Consider the following 20,324-nt stretch of genomic DNA (forward strand, 5'->3'; position numbering starts at 1 on the left):
ACAAATGTCTGAACCAAAAAACAAAACCGAAGAAGGTAAGCTTGAGATCATTATCAATGCAGCTCAAAAAAGATTTGCGCATTATGGTTTATGCAAAACAACCATGAATGAAATTGCTGCAGATGTAGGTATGGGTAAAGCTTCGCTGTATTATTATTTCCCGGACAAGGAAACCTTATTTGCATCTGTTATTAAAAAAGAACAACAGGTCTTTTTTGATGAAATGAATAAATTTCTCAATTCGGATATGGAAGCTACATTGCAGCTTAAAAAATATGTCAAGTTGAGAAGCCAGCATTTCAGACACCTTTTAAATCTTTCCAAACTACGTTCCGATTTCTTTAACAATGTAAAAACGGTTTACACGAAAGCATTTGAAAATTTCAATAACATGGAACAGGAAATGGTAGCAAACATCATTCAACATGGAATTGCTACGAAAGAATTTAAAAGGATTAATAAACATGAATATGCTGAATTTCTAGTGCACTTGCTTTTAGGAGTAAGAATGGTAAAGTTGAAATACAAAGACATCAATGAATTTGGAGAAGCAGACTACGAAGAGCTCGACAAAAAAATGTGTAAGGTTGCCGGAATGTTTTTAAAAGAAATTCAAGCAGAACAATAGAGTATATTAAGTTGCTTATAAATAAAAAGACTCACGTTTTTAGCGTGAGTCTTTTTATTTATAACAGTAGATTTAATTATTTATCGAATACAATTTTTAATACTGCCTGCTCCCCTTCACCTTTTATTACAAGCAGATACATTCCTTTTGGTAAATCTTGCGCATATACTTCTTCGCTCAGATTCGTTGTGCCGGCAATTATTTTTCGTGCCACAACCACGCCTTCCATCGATATAATTTCAAGTTCTTCTACAATAAACGGTGAATAATTATTCGACAATGTAAAGTGACCTGCAGATGGATTTGGTGCAATCATAAATCCTTTTGTCAATGCATCCTGTGTAGATGTAGGAGTTGATACCGTTACAACAGTTGCATTTGAAGAAAGCTGAGAAGCACAAGGGCTCATGATCAAACAGGTGTAATTATTATCGCTATCGCTAACCTGGGCATTTGATATCTGAAGAGATGCTGTATTCGCTCCGGAAATTCTTGAATCGTTCACCAGATCTACTCCGTTTTTCTTCCACTGATACGATAATGTAGGTCCTGTTGCAGTAACAGACAGTTGAATCAATTCACCTGTTTCCAGTACCTGTGCAACCGGTTGTGTTGTAATAGCAATTGAACTTGTCGATTGAGTCAGATTCGCAACATTAGAAGTTAATGTACCACATGTACCCGTAACAGTTACTGTATAACCAAGTAAGTCTGCGTTCGAAACATTTGATATACTTAGATCTTTTGTAGTAACTCCTGAGTATGTTGCATTATTAGCCAAACTTGTACTGCCTGTTTTCCATTGATAGGTAAGATTATCTCCGGTAGCACCTACAGAAAACGTTACGTTGTTTCCCAATGCACACACAGATTGACTACCAGGCTGCGAAGCAATTTGTGTAGCCGAAGCTACTACAATCGTTAAGCTAGTTGAGCTAGCAGTAGAGCTCGTAACACAGGTAACAGAAGATGTCAACACAACCGATACAGCATCGCCATCTACTAAACCGGAAGTTGTGAATGTATTCGTTGCAGTGGCTCCCCCTGCATCAGCCCCATTTATTTTCCACTGATACGATGCAGTACCACCATTTACAGGTACAGCAGTATAAGTCACAGATCCACCTAAGCAGATCGTACTCTTATCAGAAGTAATTGATACAGCAGGAGTCACATTTGTTGTTATAGCAATTGTTTTACTATTAGAAGTTACAATAGTACTCGCTACGCACATTAGGCTGGAAGTCATTTTAACATTCACTATATCTCCATTTGACAAAATCGTAGAAGTATATGTATCCGCTGAAGCAGTTGCACCTTGTGATATATTATTCACAAACCATTCGAACAACGGTGAAGTACCACCATTTGTATATGAAGCACTATACGTTACAGATCCTCCAACACATATAGTATTAGCAGATGTTGCGATTGTTACTGTTGCAGTTACAATCGGATTTACCGTCATTGTAATTGCTGTAGACGAAGCATTTGTTGTACTGGCACAGCTGGAATTACTAACCATATCTACACTGATCTGATCTCCGTTTACTAATGCCGAATTTGTATATGTGGCATTAGTTGCACCGGAAATATTAACTCCTCCCTTTTTCCATTGGTATGTCGGTGCTGATCCTCCATTTCCCGGAGTTGCGGTAAAGGTTACCAATGTGCCTGCACAAATTGTATTACCTGGATTCGCAGAAATTGCTACGCTAGGCGTCACACTTGTTGTAACAGTAATAACAATCGGAGTTGAATTTGCAGTATTTGTTGATGTACAAATAGCGTTGCTTGTCAGTTCTACAGAATAACTATCGCCATTTGCAGCAGTTGTTGTGGTATAAGTTGAATTTGTTGCTCCGGAAATATAACCACTTCCCAATTTCCATTTATACGTAGGCGTTGTACCACCATCTGTTGGTGTTGCAGTGAACGTAATACTTGTTCCCGTACAGATCGTAGAGTTATTTGCGGTAATAGCAACTGTTGGTGTTACAACCGCATTTACGGTTATTGTTTGCGTTGTTTGACATCCATTCGAATTAGTATATGTTATTACACTTGTACCACTAGCAACTCCTGTAACCAGACCGGAAGCATTTATTGTAGCAACACCTGTTGATGCAGATGTCCAGGCATTTGAGGCCGCAGCAGTAGCAGAACCTGTTAGTTGAACCGTAGAACCTGTACACAAACTCGATGTACCCGTAATGGTTGGCAATGCATTTACAGTCACTGTAGCAGAGAAGCTACAACCTGTATTTGTTGTATATGTAATGAGAGTTGAACCAGCTGCCACACTTGTAACCAATCCTGTAGTGCTTATGGTAGCAACTGCTGGTGTAGCCGATACCCATGCATTACTTGTTGCAGCTGTTCCTGATCCTGTCAATTGTGTTGTAGAACCTAAACAAACAGAAAGTGTTCCTGTAATGTTCGGTGTTGCATTCACCGTTACAGTTGCAGTTTGTGAACATCCATTACTATTTGTATACGTAATATCAACTGATCCTGCAGCAACACCTGTAACCACTCCGGCATTTGATACTGTTGCAACAGAAGGTGCAGAAGATACCCAAGGACTTGATGCATTTGCTGTTCCTGAGCCGACTAATGTTATTGTAGAACCTGCACAAACAGCAGTAGGTCCGGTTACTGTTGGTAACGAATTCACCGTAACTGTGATATTGTTAGATGCAGGTGATGTAGGTGATGCACACAACGCATTGCTTGTCATCACAACAGAATATACATCTCCATTAACGGCGCCCGTTGTTGAATAAGAAGTCCCTGTAGCTGCAGGTGTGATAGCTGTTCCATTTTTACGCCATACATAATTTGGTGTTGAACCAGGGTTTGTAGGTGTTGAAGTGAATGTAATCACGTCACCTGAACAAATGGTAGACGAAGTAGTCGCAATCGTAATCGTTGGAACGAGTGTCGGATTAACTGTAATAACTACAGGAGTTGAAGTTGCCGTTGCAGGACTTGCACAACCAGATGAACTCGTGAGCTCCACTGTATAACTATCATTATTTACAGCAGCATTTGTTGTATACGTTGCATTTGTTGCGCCGCTAATTGTTACTGTATTCTTTTTCCATACATATATTGGTGTTGTACCTCCATTTGTTGGTGAAGCTGTAAATGTGATGCTTGTTCCAGCACAGATTGCACCTGTTGGTGATACAGTAAGCCCTACTGCTGGAGTTACATTAGCATTCACAACCATTGTAATTATATTCGAGCTCGCATTTGGTGTGCTAGCACAACCCGAGTTACTTACCATATCTACACTAATCTGATCACCATTTGCCAATGTTGTGCTTGTGTATGCTGTATTTGTTTCACCTCCAATATTAGTACCGTTCTTTTTCCATTGATACGTTGGAGCTGTACCGCCATTACCGGGAACTGCTGTAAACGTTACACTTGTACCTGTACAGATTGTACCTGCTGGTGAGGCCGTAATACTAACTGCCGGTGTTACAACAGTTGTTACTGTGATAACTATTGCATTTGATGTTGCCGGATTGCCACTTGGACACGGTGCATTGCTTGTCAGAACTACTGTGTAGCTATCTCCGTTTGCTGCTGTAGTTGTTGTATATGTTGCATTTGTTGCTGATGCAATATTAACGCCTCCTTTTCTCCATTGATATGTTGGTGCTGCACCTCCGTTTGTTGGTGTTGCGGTAAATGTTACACTTGTTCCTGTACAAATTGTTGTCGACGGTGTCGCTATACTTACACTTACCGGCAAGATCGGATTAACTGTCATTACAATTGCAGTGCTTGTTGCTGTCGTTGGGCTTGCACAAGTAGCATTGCTTGTCAGTGTCACTGTATAGCTATCTCCATTTGCTGCAGCTGTTGTTGTATACGTAGCATTGGTTGCACCTGCAATATTAGTACCGTTTTTATTCCATTGATATGTTGGTGTTGTACCTCCGTTTGTTGGTGTTGCAGTAAATGTTACGCTTGTTCCTGCACAAATCGCTCCTGTTGGGCTTACTGTTGTTGCTACGTTTGGTACTAAGGCCGGATTAACTGTCACAACAATTGCTGTGCTTGTTGCTGTTGTTGGACTAGCACATGTTGCATTGCTTGTCATAACTACATCATAACTATCATTATTCACAGCTCCCGTTGTTGTATATGTTGCATTCGTTGCCGATGCAATCGGTGTAGTATTCTTTCTCCACTGATATGTTGGTGTACCGCCATTTGTCGGTGCTGCTGTAAAAGTTATGCTTGTTCCTGCACAGATTGCGCCTGTCGGTGAAACTACTGTTGTTACACTTGGCACCAAAGTCGGATTAACTGTAATTGTAATTCCTGTACTTGTTGCTGTTGTTGGGCTTGCACAAGCAGCATTGCTTGTCAGTGTAACTGTATATACATCACCGTTTGCTGCTGCTGTTGTTGTAAACGTTGCATTTGTTGCTCCTGCTATATTTGTACCACCTTTTTTCCATTGGTATCCAGGTGTTGCTCCTCCGTTTGTTGGTGTTGCTGTGAATGTTATACTTGTACCTGCACAAATTGAGCCGGTTGGAGATACTGCTATAGATACTGCCGGTACTAACACCGGATTAACTGTCATAACAATCGCAGAACTTGTTGCTGTCGCTGGACTTGCACACGTTGCGTTGCTTGTTAACGTTACGGTATAGCTATCGCCGTTCGCAGCTGTTGTTGTCGTATATGTTGCATTTGTTGCACCTGTTATTGCGACACCACCTTTGTTCCATTGATATATTGGACCCGCTCCTCCGTTCGTTGGGGTTGCGGTAAATGTTACACTTGTGCCTGCACAGATTGCTCCTGTTGGAGAAACAGTTGCTGTGACGGATGGTGTTACTGCTGGATTAACTGTAATTGTAATTCCTGTACTTGTTGCTGTTGTTGGGCTTGCACACGTTGCGTTACTTGTCAGTGTTACTGTATATACATCACCGTTTACAGCTCCTGTTGTTGTATACGTTGCATTTGTCGCACTAGCAATTGGTGTACCACCTTTATTCCATTGATATATTGGAGCTGCTCCTCCATTCGTTGGTGTTGCGGTGAATGTTATACTTGTTCCCGCACAAATTGCTCCCGTTGGAGAAACCGTTGCTGTGACAGATGGTGTTACTGCTGGATTAACCGTTACGGTCAACGTAAATGGAGAACCTGCACATCCGCCAGTTGTTGCAGTTGGAGTAATAATATAATCTACCGTAATAGGCGAAACTGTAGAATTCGTCAACGTTTCAGTAATCGGACTGGTTAAACCAGAACCTGTGTTTGGTGTAATACCCGCTTTAAGTGCTCTACTCCAGTTATAAGAAGATGGAACACTGCTTGTAATCACGTAATTTAAAGCAACACCACTACAAACAGTTGTTGTAGCTGAAGAAGTAATAGATGGTTTAGGATTAACTGTTACGGTCAACGTAAAAGGATCACCCACACAACCACTTGAAGTTGCTGTTGGGGTAATGATATAATCTACATTGATTGGTGCTAAAGTACCGTTCGTTAATATTTCAGCAATAGGTGTTGTTGAACCGGATCCAGTTGAAGGAGTAATGCCTGTTTTTAGAGCTCTTGTCCAGCCATACGATGCGGCAATATCGCTTGTAATGCTGTATCCTACAGAACTACCACTACAAGCCGGTGAAGTCGCAGCAGATGTTATTACTGCTTTAGGATTTACAGTAAGCGTAACACTATTGGATGGTACTGTTTGACATGCATTGATAACATCAACTGTGTAAATACCTGCTTGGGCAACAGTAACCGCTGCAATAGAGTAACTTGCATTTGTTGCTCCACTTATAGCAGATCCAGCTTTTTTCCATTGATAAGAAGTAGCATTGCTGGCAACAACTGTAAATGATGCAGCAGCATCTTCACATCTCACAATACTAGTTGGTTGAGTACCTATTGATGGAGGTGTACAAAGTACATGTCTTGATATAAAACCATCTTGCGTACCTGAAAGAGCTAGTGTAGCTACAGCACCCAGGTTATAATCTCCCGCGCCTAAATAACTACCAACAACTAAGATTTTACCGGAAGAAGCAACAGCTACTCCATTTGCTTGTTCATCACTTGCACCGCCTAAATTATATGCACCTGTAGCTAATCCTGAACCTCCTGAAAACACGGCAAAAAAAGCATCCTTACCGCCTAGACCTGTAATTGTTTTCGAGTTGCCGAAATTAACAGAACCACTCGCATAGCCTCCTGCAACAATATTTCCTCCTCCATCAAATGCTAAAGAAGTCAACAATTCTTCTCCTGTACTTCCTGTTGCTGCATGCCAGTTATAAGTACTGTCAGATTTATAGCTTGCTACAAAAATATCATTCAAACCAACGCCTGCAAAATTAGCAGAACTGGTAGGTGACGGATCAAAATCTACATCCAGTGCATCATTTTTAACAATACCTCCCACAAATACATTTCCTGAAGTTTTATCAACAAGTAAGTCTGTTCCTTTATCCGCTAACCCTGCTCCGATATTAAAAGCCCATTGACAGGTCATTCCTGAATTATATTTTGCTATAAACGCATCCATAGAGCTATTAGGCAGAGTCAGATTACTTGCATCCGAAACAGTTTTTGTACCTATAGGATCTATGTCTATATCTTGTCCGGTAAAATATCCTGTCAGATAAATATTTCCACTATTATCCAGATCAATACCTGCACCACCATCAGAGCTAGCACCTCCAACACTGTATGCCCATGCATTTGTTAAGGTTGTTGTATCATACTTTGCAACAACAATATCGGATATACCGCTAGCAGATGACGATATTTTTTTTGAAGTTCCTCCCGGATTAAACTCAACATTAGTACTGAACAGTTCACCTGTAACATATAAATTGTCACCAAAAATAGAAATGTCATTTAACACGTCTCCGGTATATCCTGTAGCATTATTAAATATTTTTTGAGATTTAAAGACAAGCGCATTATCATACTTTGCTATTGCCATAGAACCTGCTAAGCCATTTGTACCAAATCCTGTTGCAAGAGGATCAAGCTTTACTCCATTTCCATATATACTAGCTAGTAAGTATACATTCTGCTTAGCCGCGTCAACATAAACCTTTACACCCTTATTATTAACATTTGCACCAAAAATAATTACAGTCTGCAAAATACCGTTTACATTATATTTAGCAATAAACCCAGAACCGCCAGTTCCTGCACTTTTTAATGTAGCTGTCCCAAGCGGATTGAAATCAATACTTGAACCAATAGCACTACCGCAAACAAAAAAGTTTCCGTTCGCATCTGTATCAACAGAAGCAACATTTATCGTAGAACCTGAACTTCCTAAATGGTAAATTAGGTCTGACGTTTGAGCTTGCAGCATTCCTGTACATAAGAATGCTACAACTAAAAAAAGGCATTTGATGTGTTTAATCATAATAGTTATAGTTACGGATACAAACTAACAGTTTATAGCTATATAAACAATATCCATTAATGAATTACTTCTATTTTATCTACATAGAATTCATTTCCTAAATAAATTTGGATGAAATACATGCCTTGTGGCAATGTTGAAGTATCTATCGTTATTTTTTCTGAATCAGAATTCAATTGAAATGTGCTATTTAAAACCAATGCTCCCTGAGCATCATATAATACAAAGGATACTTCTCCTGTATTGTAATCTTTGATTTCAAGGGTAGTGCGGTCATTCGCAGGTTTTGGATAGATCGCAACATTCTGCCCGTTCAGATCAGCAACTGAAATAGCTGTACATACTGAAACAGTTAATGTAGCTGGTTGAGATATTGCCACAGGAGGGCAAATACCTGTTACATTACATGTATAATCTCCATTATCTGCAATGGTTGTACCCGTGATTTTTAATGTAGCAGTCGCAGCGCCGGATACTCTTCCTCCATTTGTTACAGCAACACCATCTTTATACCATTGATACACAATATTACTACCTGTAGCTACAATACTGAATTGTATTGGCTGACCAAGACATACAGATTGAGGGAACGGATGTTGAATGATAGACGGAGAATCAATCATTAATGCTGCCGGTGCAGAGTTTTGAACCGCACCACACGCTTCAGTTACAACGCATCTGTATGCTCCTTCTTCAGATAGATCCACATTGGAAACAACCAGATTTTTTGTTGTTACTCCACTGAATTTTCCACCGTCAACCAAATCTGTGTATATAGATGCTGCATTTGCTTTAAACTGCCATTTGTATACTATACCTGATCCGGCAATGCTTACCGTATATAATACACTTTGTGTTTTACATACATTTGCTGAAATCGGTTGCTGCGTAATAGACGAAGAAGTTGTTGTTGACACTACTGCAGTCTGACTGGTTGTAGGTGTTGAACAACTCGTTGCTACCGAACAGGTATAATTTCCTGCATCCGCCGCTGTAGTTGATGTAATGGTTAACGTAGCACTTGTTGCACCGGAAATAGTAGATCCGTTATTTACAAGATCAACTCCATTTTTTTGCCACTGATAGATAACAGTACTTGCACTGGACACAACAATATTTAATGTCAGCGATTGTCCTGTGCATATTAAAGCACTTGCAGGAGGCTGAGTAGTAATGGTCGGTGTTGTAGATAAAGACAATACAGATGTACTGCTTGTTACACTTGAACCGCAAACAGTTGTAATCTGACACGTATATGAATCGGCATCCGACGCGCTCACAGATGAAACTGTTAGTGCGCTGGTTGTTGAATTTGAAATATTTCCTCCATCAACTAACGCAACAGAATTTTTAAACCATTGATACGATACAACACTGCCTGAGGCTACCAAACTGATTGTTGCATTATCTCCCGGACATGCACTTATATCTACAGGTTGAGTAGTGATTGCAACTGGGGAATTAACTGTCAATATAGCTGCTGCACTTGAAATAAAACCACAAGAGGCTGTTATATCACATGTGTATGTTCCCGCATCGGTTGAAACAATGCTTGCAATCGTATAAGTAGAATTTGTTGCACCTGATACAGGCGCACTTCCTTTCATCCACTGATACGTCAATCCTGCACCTGAAGCAACCACATCGAATGAAACAGATGTGCCTGTACATTGTGTTGACGAAGCAGGCTGAGAAGTAATAACTGTTGAATTGTTTATCGTTAAGGTCGCAATATTAGATGTCAATGTAGCTGAACATGTACTTGAAATGTCGCATGTATAGTCGCCTGCATCAACTAATGCTATGGATGATAGTGTCAATGTAAATGTTGTAGCACCTGAAATATTTCCACCATCTGTTAAAACAGTTCCATCTTTTCTCCATTGATACGTGAGCGAACCACCGGTAGCATTACATGTAAATACTATTGATGATCCTGTACATGCCGTTTTAGATACTGGCTGAGAAACAATGCTGCTGCTTGAAGCTAGAGTTAAAGTTGCACCTGTTGAAATTGCCTTTGGTGTACATGTTCCGCTCACTTCGCATATATATGTACCGGCATCTGAAGCTGTTGTTGTAGATAATGAAACGGTAGCAGTCTGAGAGCCGGATATAGCTCCTCCATCCGCTAAAGCAACTCCATCTTTTTTCCATAAATAGGTTAAAGATGTTCCGGTTGCTGTTACAGAAAACGATGTAGGAGTTCCCGTACAAATAGATTTATTAACAGGTTGGGCTGTAATTACGGGTACAGTGTTAATTGTAATCGTTGCAGCATTTGATGTTAAAAATCCGCTGCACGTATTACCGGTAACGCATGTATAAGATGCTGCATCAGCAGATGTAGTTGAAGTTAATGTTAATGTTGCAGAAGTAGCACCACTCACATTCCCTCCATTAGTTAAATTTGTCCCCCCTTTTTGCCATTGATAGCTGATACCTGTACCCGAAACAATTATCGAAAGTGTTGCGGTTGATCCTGCACATGCACTTACATCAGCAGGTTGAGTAGTGATCGTTGCCAAAGAACCAACTGCCAGGTTTGCAATATTTGTAGTTACAGACGGAGTACATGTTCCTGATATTACACAGGTATATGCACCGGCATCTGCTACAGTAGCAGGGTTAATCGACAAGACAGATGTTGTTGCACCTGAGATAACTCCGCCGTCAACAACGTTCGCTCCACCTTTCTTCCATTGATAACTTATACCGGTTCCCGATCCCCCAACAGTGAATGTAGCCGGGGCAGATCCACAAATAGTAACATCTGTTGGCTGAGTAGTAATTGCCGGCAAAGCATTTACTGTTAAGGCTGCAGATGTTGAATTTAAAACACCCGAACATGTATTTGTTATTGTACATGAATATAAACCTGCATCCGATGCAACCGTATTGGCCAACGTCAATACAGGAGATAATGCTCCACTAATATTTCCAACGTTTGTCAGATCCGTTCCGCCTTTTTTCCATTGATAGGTGATTCCGCTTCCGCTTGTTGTAATACTAAATGTTGCTGTTTGTCCGGCGCATGTTGTTGCTACTACAGGATTACTTGTTATTGCAGCTGTTGAATTTACCGTTAACGCAACTGCATTCGAAGTAATAGCAGGTGAACATGTTCCGGAAACGATACAGGTATAATTACCTGCATTCGCCATCGCGATCGATGTTATTGTTAATGCATTTGTTGTTGCTCCACTAATACCACCTCCATCAACTACATTAACGCCGTTTCGTTGCCATTGAAATGTAAGAGAAGAACCGGTAGCAGTAATATTAAAATTAGCTGTAGCTCCCTGACACAATGTACTTGCAGTTGGCTGTGCAGTGATCGCCGGCAAACTATTAACAGTTAAAACTGCATTATTTGTCAATGCTGCAGGAGAACAAGCTCCGGTAATTGAACAGGTATAGGTACCTGCATCCGCTGTAGTGATAGAAGTCAATAACAGGCTTGAAGTTGTTGCTCCACTGATATTGCCGCCATTCACAAGATCAACTCCTCCTTTTTTCCATTGATGCGTTGTTGCTCCGCTTGCTGTAACTGAAAATGTTGCGCTTTGTCCTGCACAAATGGTTTGTGTAGCTACAGGTTGTGTAGTTATTGCCGGAGCAGATGTAAGTGATAATATTGCCGCAGTAGTTGTAGCAGAACCACAAGAACTTGTTATTACGCATTTATAATTTGTTGCATCACCGGCTACAACACCTGTGATTGATAGTGCAGTTGATGTGGCGCCTGATACAGTTCCGCCATTGGACATATTCACACCATTTTTTTGCCATTGGTATGTCAAACTCGAACCGCTTGCTGCAGTAGTAAATGTAACATTTCCACCGAGACATGTAGCAGCAGCAGTTGGGTTTGTTGTAATTGTTACACCAGAAGATATTGTCAATGCAACGGCATTACTTGTTGCTACCGGAGTGCATGATCCTGTAATGTCACAACTATAATTCCCGGCTTGAGCAGCAGTAGCGCCAATGATATTTAATGTAGCAGCTTGCGCTCCTGAATAAATCGCGTTATTAGAGATTGGAGTTCCATTCAATTTCCATTGATAGGTTGGCAATGTCCCTGTAACTGTTACAGCAAAAGAAGTATTTGTCCCTGAACAAACAGACTGAGCCGTTGGCTGCGTTGTTATTACAGGAGGAGTATTAACAACAACAACTGCATTATTTGTAGTTGCCGAATTTCCACAAATTGTAGCAACTAGTGTATATGTACCGGCATCACTTGCAACAGAAGATGTTATTGTTAATGCCGATGTAGTAGCACCCGAAATAGTTCCGCCATTCACTACATTTGTTCCGCCTTTTTTCCATTGATATGAAATACTTGAGCCGGTTACTGTTGCCGATAAATTAATTGTAGCTCCTGCACAAATAGTCTGGCCTGAAGGTTGTGTCGCAATCACAGGTGTAGAACTACATTCCTGATATTTGCTCCAAAATGAATTTGTACCCGTTGGTGCTGCCAAGGTTGATGAACCTACTCCCGGATCAAAATCCCCGATTGCTCCTGAATAATATCCTCCGGCATATACCATGGCGACTGAATTAAAAGCCATTGCAGTACCTCGGTCATCCGCTGCACTACCAACACCAAAAGCCCATTGATTTATACCTGCAGATGTATACTTGGAAATAAAGATATCTTTCCCACCAGTAGCTGTAAGATTAAGTGCTGTGCCACCCGGATTAAAGTTTACGGTTGCTCCTTCAAAATAACCTGTCAAATAAATATCTCCGCTGGCGGTTGCTTTGATAGCTGTAGCTTCATCATCTACATTGCTTGCTCCTATTTTTTGAGCAAAAACGGGCGCCAACGTACTTAAATTATACGAAGCAAAAAGAATATCTTTTCCTGTTCCTCCAGAAGTTAAATTTTGTGTATTCCCACTTCTGGGATCTGCATCTATAAAACCTGTAAATGTACCAGCTACATTTAATGCACCGGATGAACCGATATGCATTCTATTTACCATTTCAATAGAAGCCCCGGATATCTGACCAACGTTTACATAATCCCCGGCAGATGTGTACTTGGCAATAAATGCATCACCACTTCCTTGAGGGGTAACTTCTGTTAAGATGGAACTGCTGGATGCTGCAAGCGGATCAAAATCAGCCGTATCAAATAATTGACCAGCTACGAAAACATTATTTGATGCATCGATAGCTAAAGCTGTCCCCTTTTCAGCACCTGTAGTACTTCCAAGACTAAAGCCCCATTGAAATACTCCACTGCTCGAAAATTTTGCTACAACAACATCTAATAAACCTGGCGAGCCACCCTGACTGAATATGGTAGCAGTAGTAGCCTGTGTACCTCCTGAATTTTTTCCATAAACAGATGCGTCTGCAGAAATATATCCTGTAACATAAATATCACCATTTGCATCCAATGCCATGTCAAGAATCTCATCGTTTCTGTTTGCAGCACCAATGACTTGTACCCACATAAAAGTACCCGTACTTGAATACTTTGCAATAAAACCATCCGGATTGGTTGTAGTTGGACCTCCCAAACTTGTTCCTGCAACAAATCCATCAAAAAGTATTGATGTGCCATATAGTGATCCAGCAATGTACATATTACCGGATCCATCCACTGCCACCCGATAACTTTTAACACTTGCTCCTGAAATCTTTTTACTGAATGTTACTGCACCTGTTGAATTTGCACGAATTAAAAAAGTATTGTCCGCTGCACCGCCGGACATAGAAACAGGAGCTGTTATATTTGTATTGTAATATCCGGTACTGTATATATTATCAGAAGCATCCGTAGTAACATCCTGCAAATAGGCTGCACTACCACTAACAATGGGTATAGTTGATTGCCATGTTTGAGCATTCCCTTTTATGGCTGCAAAAAATAAAACTATAATAATAACGGATACTCTGTTGTATAAATGCTTCATTTACAATGATTTTAGATTCAAACAAATCTTCGTCCTCTTTCAAACGAAAAAGTATAGCCGAAGGTTATTATTTAAATATAAAATATTGAATAAATAAAGCCTCTTTTTAGGCTCCGCCAGAAAGTTCTTTTGCCCTTTTCTCTGCATTTTTCAATGCTTCCATGATATGAGGGCCAACTTCACGCTGCTTTAATGTGTTTAAGGCAGCTTCTGTTGTACCACCTTTTGAAGCAACCATTGCTATCAATTCATCAATTGTCAGCTTTGAATGGTTTAAAATCTGAAACGCGCCCATCATGGTTTCTTTAACCAACATGCCGGCTATATTCTCATCCATCCCCATTTGCTTACCTGCTTCGATCATATGCTGCACGATATAATAAAAATACGCTGGCCCGCTTCCGCTTAATGCCGTAACAGCATCCAGCATGGTTTCATCTTTCATGAAAATGGCTTTGCCAGTTGTTTCCAATAACATGTCTACAACACTTATATTTTCAAACGAAGCATCTTTAGCAACTGTAAATGCGGTAATACCAAAACCCAATTGCGCAGGAGTATTCGGCATGGCACGTACAACATTTTTATGAGACAACAGATCCTGAATTTGTTTAATCTGAATTCCGGCCATGATCGACAAGATCATTTGGTTTTCGGATAAATAGGATTTCAATTTTTCTGAAAGAACTCTGAAGTCTTGCGGCTTAACAGCTACAATTAATATGTCGTAATTTTTAATAGACTCATCAATATCTGCCGATAAAGAAGCAACACCTTCTAATTTCAACTGTTCTCTTTTCTCGTCGTGTTTTTCAACAATTAATAATTCATCTTTTGAAACAATCTTTCTGCTGACAAATGCTTTTGCGTATGTCATCCCCATATTTCCACCACCTAAAATTGCAATTTTCATATCGAATTCGTTATTAATGTTTCTTAACCTGTATCGTTTAATTCTGTAACGCTAAAATTTATTTAGAATGAATTTCTCTCATGCTTTCTTCATGCGCGTGAATGATCTGATCTGCCAACTCTGTTGTTATTGCTGTTGAAATGAACAGACTTTCAAATTGTGATGGCGCAAGATATACTCCTTTACTCAACATAGCCTGAAAATAGGAAGCAAAAGATTTCAGATCCGACTTTTTTGCAGATTCAAAATCATCTACTGCTGTATTAGTAAAGAACATGGTAAACATAGAACCTATGTGATTAAATGTGTAATCCAATCCCAATAAATTATTTGCTTTACGCATTCCATGAATGATGTATTCTGTTTGTTTATCAAGCTGCGTATAAACAGATGGATTACCTTTTAAATATTTCAAAATGGCCAAACCAGCTGACATTGCAATTGGATTGCCTGAGAGTGTGCCTGCTTGATATACAGGTCCCGCAGGAGAAACCTTTTGCATAATTTCTTTTTTGCCACCGTATGCTCCTACAGGCATGCCGCCTCCAATAATCTTACCCATGGTTGTCATATCGGGCTTCACACCCAATATACCTTGCGCGCCGGAAATAGATAAACGAAAGCCACTCATCACTTCATCAAAGATCAAAACGATGTTTTCTTCATCACAGATTTTTCTTAATCCTTCTAAGAATCCAGGCTTAGGTAAAACACACCCCATGTTACCCGCAACAGGTTCAACAATAATGGCTGCGATTTTATTTTTATTATTCTCAACCAATGTTTTTACCGCATTGATATCATTATAAGGAGCTGTTAACGTATCGTTCGCTACACCTTGCGGCACTCCGGGACTATCCGGCACACCCATTGTAACTGCACCACTGCCTGCTGCAATCAAAAATGAATCACCATGACCGTGATAACATCCTTCAAACTTTATAATTTTTTCTTTCCCTGTATAACCACGAGCCACACGAATTGCAGACATGGTTGCCTCTGTTCCCGAATTTACCATGCGAACCATTTCAACCGATGGAACCATACTCACGATCAACTCAGCCATTTCTACTTCTTTGCGAGACGGCGCTCCGAATGATAATGAATTGGATAAGGCATCACGAACTTCTTTTTCAATCAACTCATTTGCATGGCCCAATATCATTGGCCCCCATGAATTGATCAGCTCAATAAATTGATTATCATCTTCATCAAATAAATAGGCTCCTTTTGCACGCTTTATAAAAATAGGATTTCCGCCTACTGCTCTGAATGCACGTACTGGTGAATTTACACCGCCTGGAATTACTTCTTTTGCTCTAGAAAAAAGCGCAGAACTATTTATATTTTTCATTGAACCGGATTTGCTAATGTAAGTTTCAAATTATTGAAATAATAAACCGGCACATAATTATTGCAAGCAGATCTACTGAAATTAAAACCTGCCATGAAATGTCCTTTGTGCGTTGGACTTGTTCTTAAATAATTAAAATATCCTGTACCATATTCTTTCATGGATGCACCAGCCAATGACATTAACTCATAGCCGATGACACTGTATTTGGAAGGATAGGTATTATACTTTTTAGTATACGAAGACATAAATAACTTATACGTCCCATCATAAAACGTTACAAAATCAGGATAAATAAAGTACACCTTTCTTCGTTCAAACTGCTCGTAGGTTTGATTATTAATATTGAGCCAGTTGCTTTTTGTAATAATCGGAATTGCCATCCGACTTATCTCCAATGCACTGATTACATTTGAGGCTAAAGCAGCATCGTCACCGGAAGCAACAAATACATGACTTATTTTATTGAGATTAATTGAATCTGCTATGATCTTGCCGACATTGCCAATTCTAGATCTTGTTATCTTAACACACTTAGAAACTTTAAAACCGTTTGCGATCAATGAATCCCTGTAATAAACAGCCAACAGAGAATCTTTAACATCAACTGCAGAATAAAAAATAACTACTTCATTCTTAGCGATCAGATCATTATCCTGCGCATCGTTCTTACGATACACAAAATTTTTCTTTGCAAAAGCAGCCGTCTGACCAGCCATCACCTGAAGCGAAGGTTGAAACAATAATGTCTGGGTTGTATTTTCAATAATAGATGAATTAACCGAAATGGGATTTATTACCGGTATGCTATTCTTCTCTCCAAAAGCTGTAACATACGGTATTAATGCGGGAGATAGCGGACCAATGATCAGATCCATAGATTTAAATTCAGGATAAGCAATAATTTTCTGAATTGCTGCTACATCTTTATCTACATCATAAGGGTGGACAATAACAGTAAGTCCACTTTTCTTCAATGAATCAATCGCTACCAAAATCCCCTGATACATTTCATCGACATAACTATTCAGCGGATGTTCAGAAATATTATCTGTTAAATTAAATGGAAATATCACTGCAACATGATATTCATTCTTCTTAACATAATTCACTGTTTTTTTAATCTTCGTGAATTTATATTCCTGCGCTAAGTATTCATAGAGCATATTATTTTTTGAATTCACCGGATATGCCGCAAGCTTATTAAATAAAGCCTTTGCAAGCTCTTTGTCGGCAGAATAAACGCGCTGCAGTTTTATCAGTGTATCGATGGGTTCAATTTTTGAATAATACGATTGCTTACACGTTGTAACCGTAATCTCCATTCCGTTTATATTAGACAATGAAGGAATCGCAGAACGGTAATTTTTCATTTCAAAATAAACGCACGACAATAAATAATTGGCTTCGTTTATTTGTTTCCAGTTCGGATCCCTATTGATTAGCTGCAACAACATTTGGCGCGCTTCATTATACCTACCTGCTTTAAAAGCAGACAATGAATAATAATACTGTGCGTACGAAGCATAAGCATTTGATACATCAGGAGATGTTACAGGTAAAAAATACTCCATTGCAATCTCATATTTTTGCAATTCGTATACCTGTTTTGCTCTCGTATAATCGCTCTTCCAATCTTGTTGAGCAAACAATGCTACTGAATAAAACAGTACAACAAGAAGTAAGAGTGTTTTTTGTTTCATATTATTCCCATTCAATGGTTGCAGGTGGTTTAGAACTTATGTCATACACAACTCTATTAACACCTTTAACACGATTTATAATTTCATTTGAAATATCTGCAAGAAACTCATACGGCAAATGTATCCAGTCTGCAGTCATACCGTCTGTACTACTCACTGCACGAAGCGCTACAACATTTTCATACGTTCTTTCATCACCCATTACCCCTACCGATTTAACCGGCAATAATATCGCACCTGCCTGCCAAACCTGATCGTACAATCCTTTTTCTTTCAATCTCGAAATGAATATGTAATCAACTTCCTGTAACGTCTTAACCTTTTCAGCAGTGATATCACCTAAGATACGAATGGCTAAACCCGGACCAGGGAACGGATGTCTTTTCAATATAATATCGTCAATACCTAAAGCTTTTCCTACACGTCTTACTTCATCTTTGAATAAGGTATTTAAAGGCTCAACAATTTTCAATTTCATCTTCTCCGGCAAACCACCAACATTGTGGTGAGATTTTATAGTTGCTGAAGGTCCTTTAACAGAAACCGATTCAATAATATCCGGATAGATCGTTCCTTGACCCAACCATTTAACATTATCAATCTTGTGAGATTCCTGATCGAATACCTCTATGAATTCTTTACCAATCGCTTTACGTTTTGCTTCCGGATCACTTAAGCCTTCTAAGGAAGAATAGAATTGTTTTTTAGCATCGACACCAATCACATTTAAACCCATGTGTTTGTATGAATTCAATACTTCATCGTATTCATTCTTACGCAACAAACCATTATCGACAAAAATACACGTCAAGTTTGGTCCGATTGCTTTATGGATCAACACGGCAGCTACAGATGAATCAACACCTCCCGACAAACCCAATACTACTTTATCAGATCCGATTTTATTTTTCAGGTCTGCAATTGTTGTTTCAACAAATGCATCCGGCGTCCAATCCTGTGAACAACCACAGATCTGTACAACGAAGTTTCTTAAGATTTCTTTTCCTTGAAGAGAGTGCGTTACTTCCGGGTGGAACTGAATACCATAAGTTGTTTCGCCTTGTACTTTATACGCTGCTACACGTACGGTTTCCGTACTGCTTAATATTTCAAAATTTGAAGGAATTTCTACAATGGTATCACCATGAGACATCCATACCTGTGAGTCGGGAAGAATTTCTTTGAACAACTCTTCTGAAGTATGGACATTATTTAAACGTGCTCTGCCATATTCACGAATGGTAGAAGGCTGAATAGATCCTCCTGATTTATGAGCAATTAATTGAGCACCGTAACAAACTCCAAGTAAAGGAAGTTTGCCTCTATAAAGTGTAAGATCAACATCCGGAGCATTTTCCTCACGAACAGAGCAAGGACTGCCTGAAAGAATAACACCTTTCACAGATGCATCCAGTTGAGGAGCCTTATTATATGGGTGAATTTCACAATATACATTTAATTCTCTTACTCTTCTGGCAATCAGCTGAGTGTATTGAGATCCAAAATCCAGGATTAATATTTTTTCAGTCATGCTACAAAGTTAAAAATACCAGCCTTTTTTCCCATCACTTTTGCCTTCTAATACATAATAAATTAGGCCTTTGGTGATAACTTTTGCCGGAAAGCTGAACCCGTTAGACATAAAAAAAGGCCGAAAGTAAACCTTCGACCTTTATTAATTAAACTCAAACAAAAATTATATGAAAAGATATTCGGCAGCACGTGCCTTTAATTCTTCTTTTGATAAATCTAGCGCCATACCATCTACTAATGACTGCACCAATATCCAGGCTACAGCTTTACGAACGCCCATTTTCTCTGCAATTTCAGTTGTATAAGTCAATTCTTTAGGACTTACTTCACCGTCGATGCGCATCATCTCAACTAAATCATATAGTTGATCGAAACGTTGCTCATCATTCGTAGGCTTTTTGTAAAAGAAGTCATCCGAAGAATCTACCATTTCAAATACTTCTTCTGCAGAAACGCCATTGCGCTCCCCTATTTTGATTAATAAACCTGATTCTGATTTTGAAATTTTACCGTCAGCTTTAGCCAATTGAACTAAGTTCATTATATGGCTTTTGTGTGCTTTAGTTTTTTTAGTTGCGAAAAGTGTTAACATGATCTTAAATCGTTTTGTTATGATACAAAGGTAGATATAATTCAATTAATGTCAATTTATTTACCAATTATTTTTCATCACAAAACAGGAAGATTTATACTATTATAAAAATAAGCATATATTTAAATACTTATTTTACAATACTTTAAATACAATTAAATTATTTTAAAATATTTTATAAATTAAAATAATCCTATTAATAGATTAATGGCAAAAATTAAAATAATACA

The 20,324-nt window shown here is 39.1% G+C and carries 8 protein-coding genes; 1 reads left to right on the forward strand and 7 read right to left on the reverse strand.

The annotated features are described in order from the left end of the window. The first annotated feature begins 4 nt into the window (after positions 1-4). Entirely contained in the window at positions 5-628 is a 624-nt protein-coding gene (locus A3EE_RS0108265) for a TetR/AcrR family transcriptional regulator (protein WP_018342978.1), read from the forward strand. A 76-nt stretch (positions 629-704) separates the two neighbouring features. Here A3EE_RS0108265 and A3EE_RS21295 read toward each other — a convergent pair whose 3' ends face one another. From A3EE_RS21295 to A3EE_RS0108305, 7 genes are all read right to left on the reverse strand, one after another. Next, positions 705-8,063, reverse strand: coding sequence for an immunoglobulin domain-containing protein (locus tag A3EE_RS21295; RefSeq protein ID WP_020526091.1), 7,359 nt, complete (start codon positions 8,061-8,063; stop codon positions 705-707). Between the two features lie 56 nt (positions 8,064-8,119). After that, positions 8,120-13,999, reverse strand: a complete 5,880-nt coding sequence (locus A3EE_RS0108275; RefSeq protein WP_020526092.1) for an immunoglobulin domain-containing protein — start codon at positions 13,997-13,999, stop codon at positions 8,120-8,122. Between the two features lie 106 nt (positions 14,000-14,105). Then, on the reverse strand, positions 14,106-14,912 hold the full coding sequence (gene proC / locus A3EE_RS0108280; RefSeq protein WP_018342979.1) for a pyrroline-5-carboxylate reductase: 807 nt from the start codon (positions 14,910-14,912) through the stop codon (positions 14,106-14,108). Positions 14,913-14,970: 58 nt separating this feature from the next. Next, a complete protein-coding gene (gene hemL / locus A3EE_RS0108285; protein ID WP_018342980.1) occupies positions 14,971-16,266 on the reverse strand; it encodes a glutamate-1-semialdehyde 2,1-aminomutase in 1,296 nt (431 codons plus the stop codon). Beyond that, on the reverse strand, positions 16,263-17,969 hold the full coding sequence (locus tag A3EE_RS0108290) for a hypothetical protein (RefSeq protein ID WP_018342981.1): 1,707 nt from the start codon (positions 17,967-17,969) through the stop codon (positions 16,263-16,265). Before A3EE_RS0108290 ends, hemL begins: the two co-directional genes overlap by 4 nt. Before the next feature lies 1 nt (position 17,970). Continuing rightward, positions 17,971-19,500, reverse strand: a complete 1,530-nt coding sequence (gene guaA / locus A3EE_RS0108295) for a glutamine-hydrolyzing GMP synthase (protein ID WP_018342982.1) — start codon at positions 19,498-19,500, stop codon at positions 17,971-17,973. A gap of 165 nt (positions 19,501-19,665) precedes the next feature. Further along, entirely contained in the window at positions 19,666-20,094 is a 429-nt protein-coding gene (locus A3EE_RS0108305; protein ID WP_018342984.1) for a tellurite resistance TerB family protein, read from the reverse strand. Between the last annotated feature and the right edge of the window lie 230 nt (positions 20,095-20,324).

The sequence above is a fragment of the Cytophaga aurantiaca DSM 3654 genome (assembly GCF_000379725.1).
In the GTDB taxonomy this organism is placed as follows: domain Bacteria; phylum Bacteroidota; class Bacteroidia; order Cytophagales; family Cytophagaceae; genus Cytophaga; species Cytophaga aurantiaca.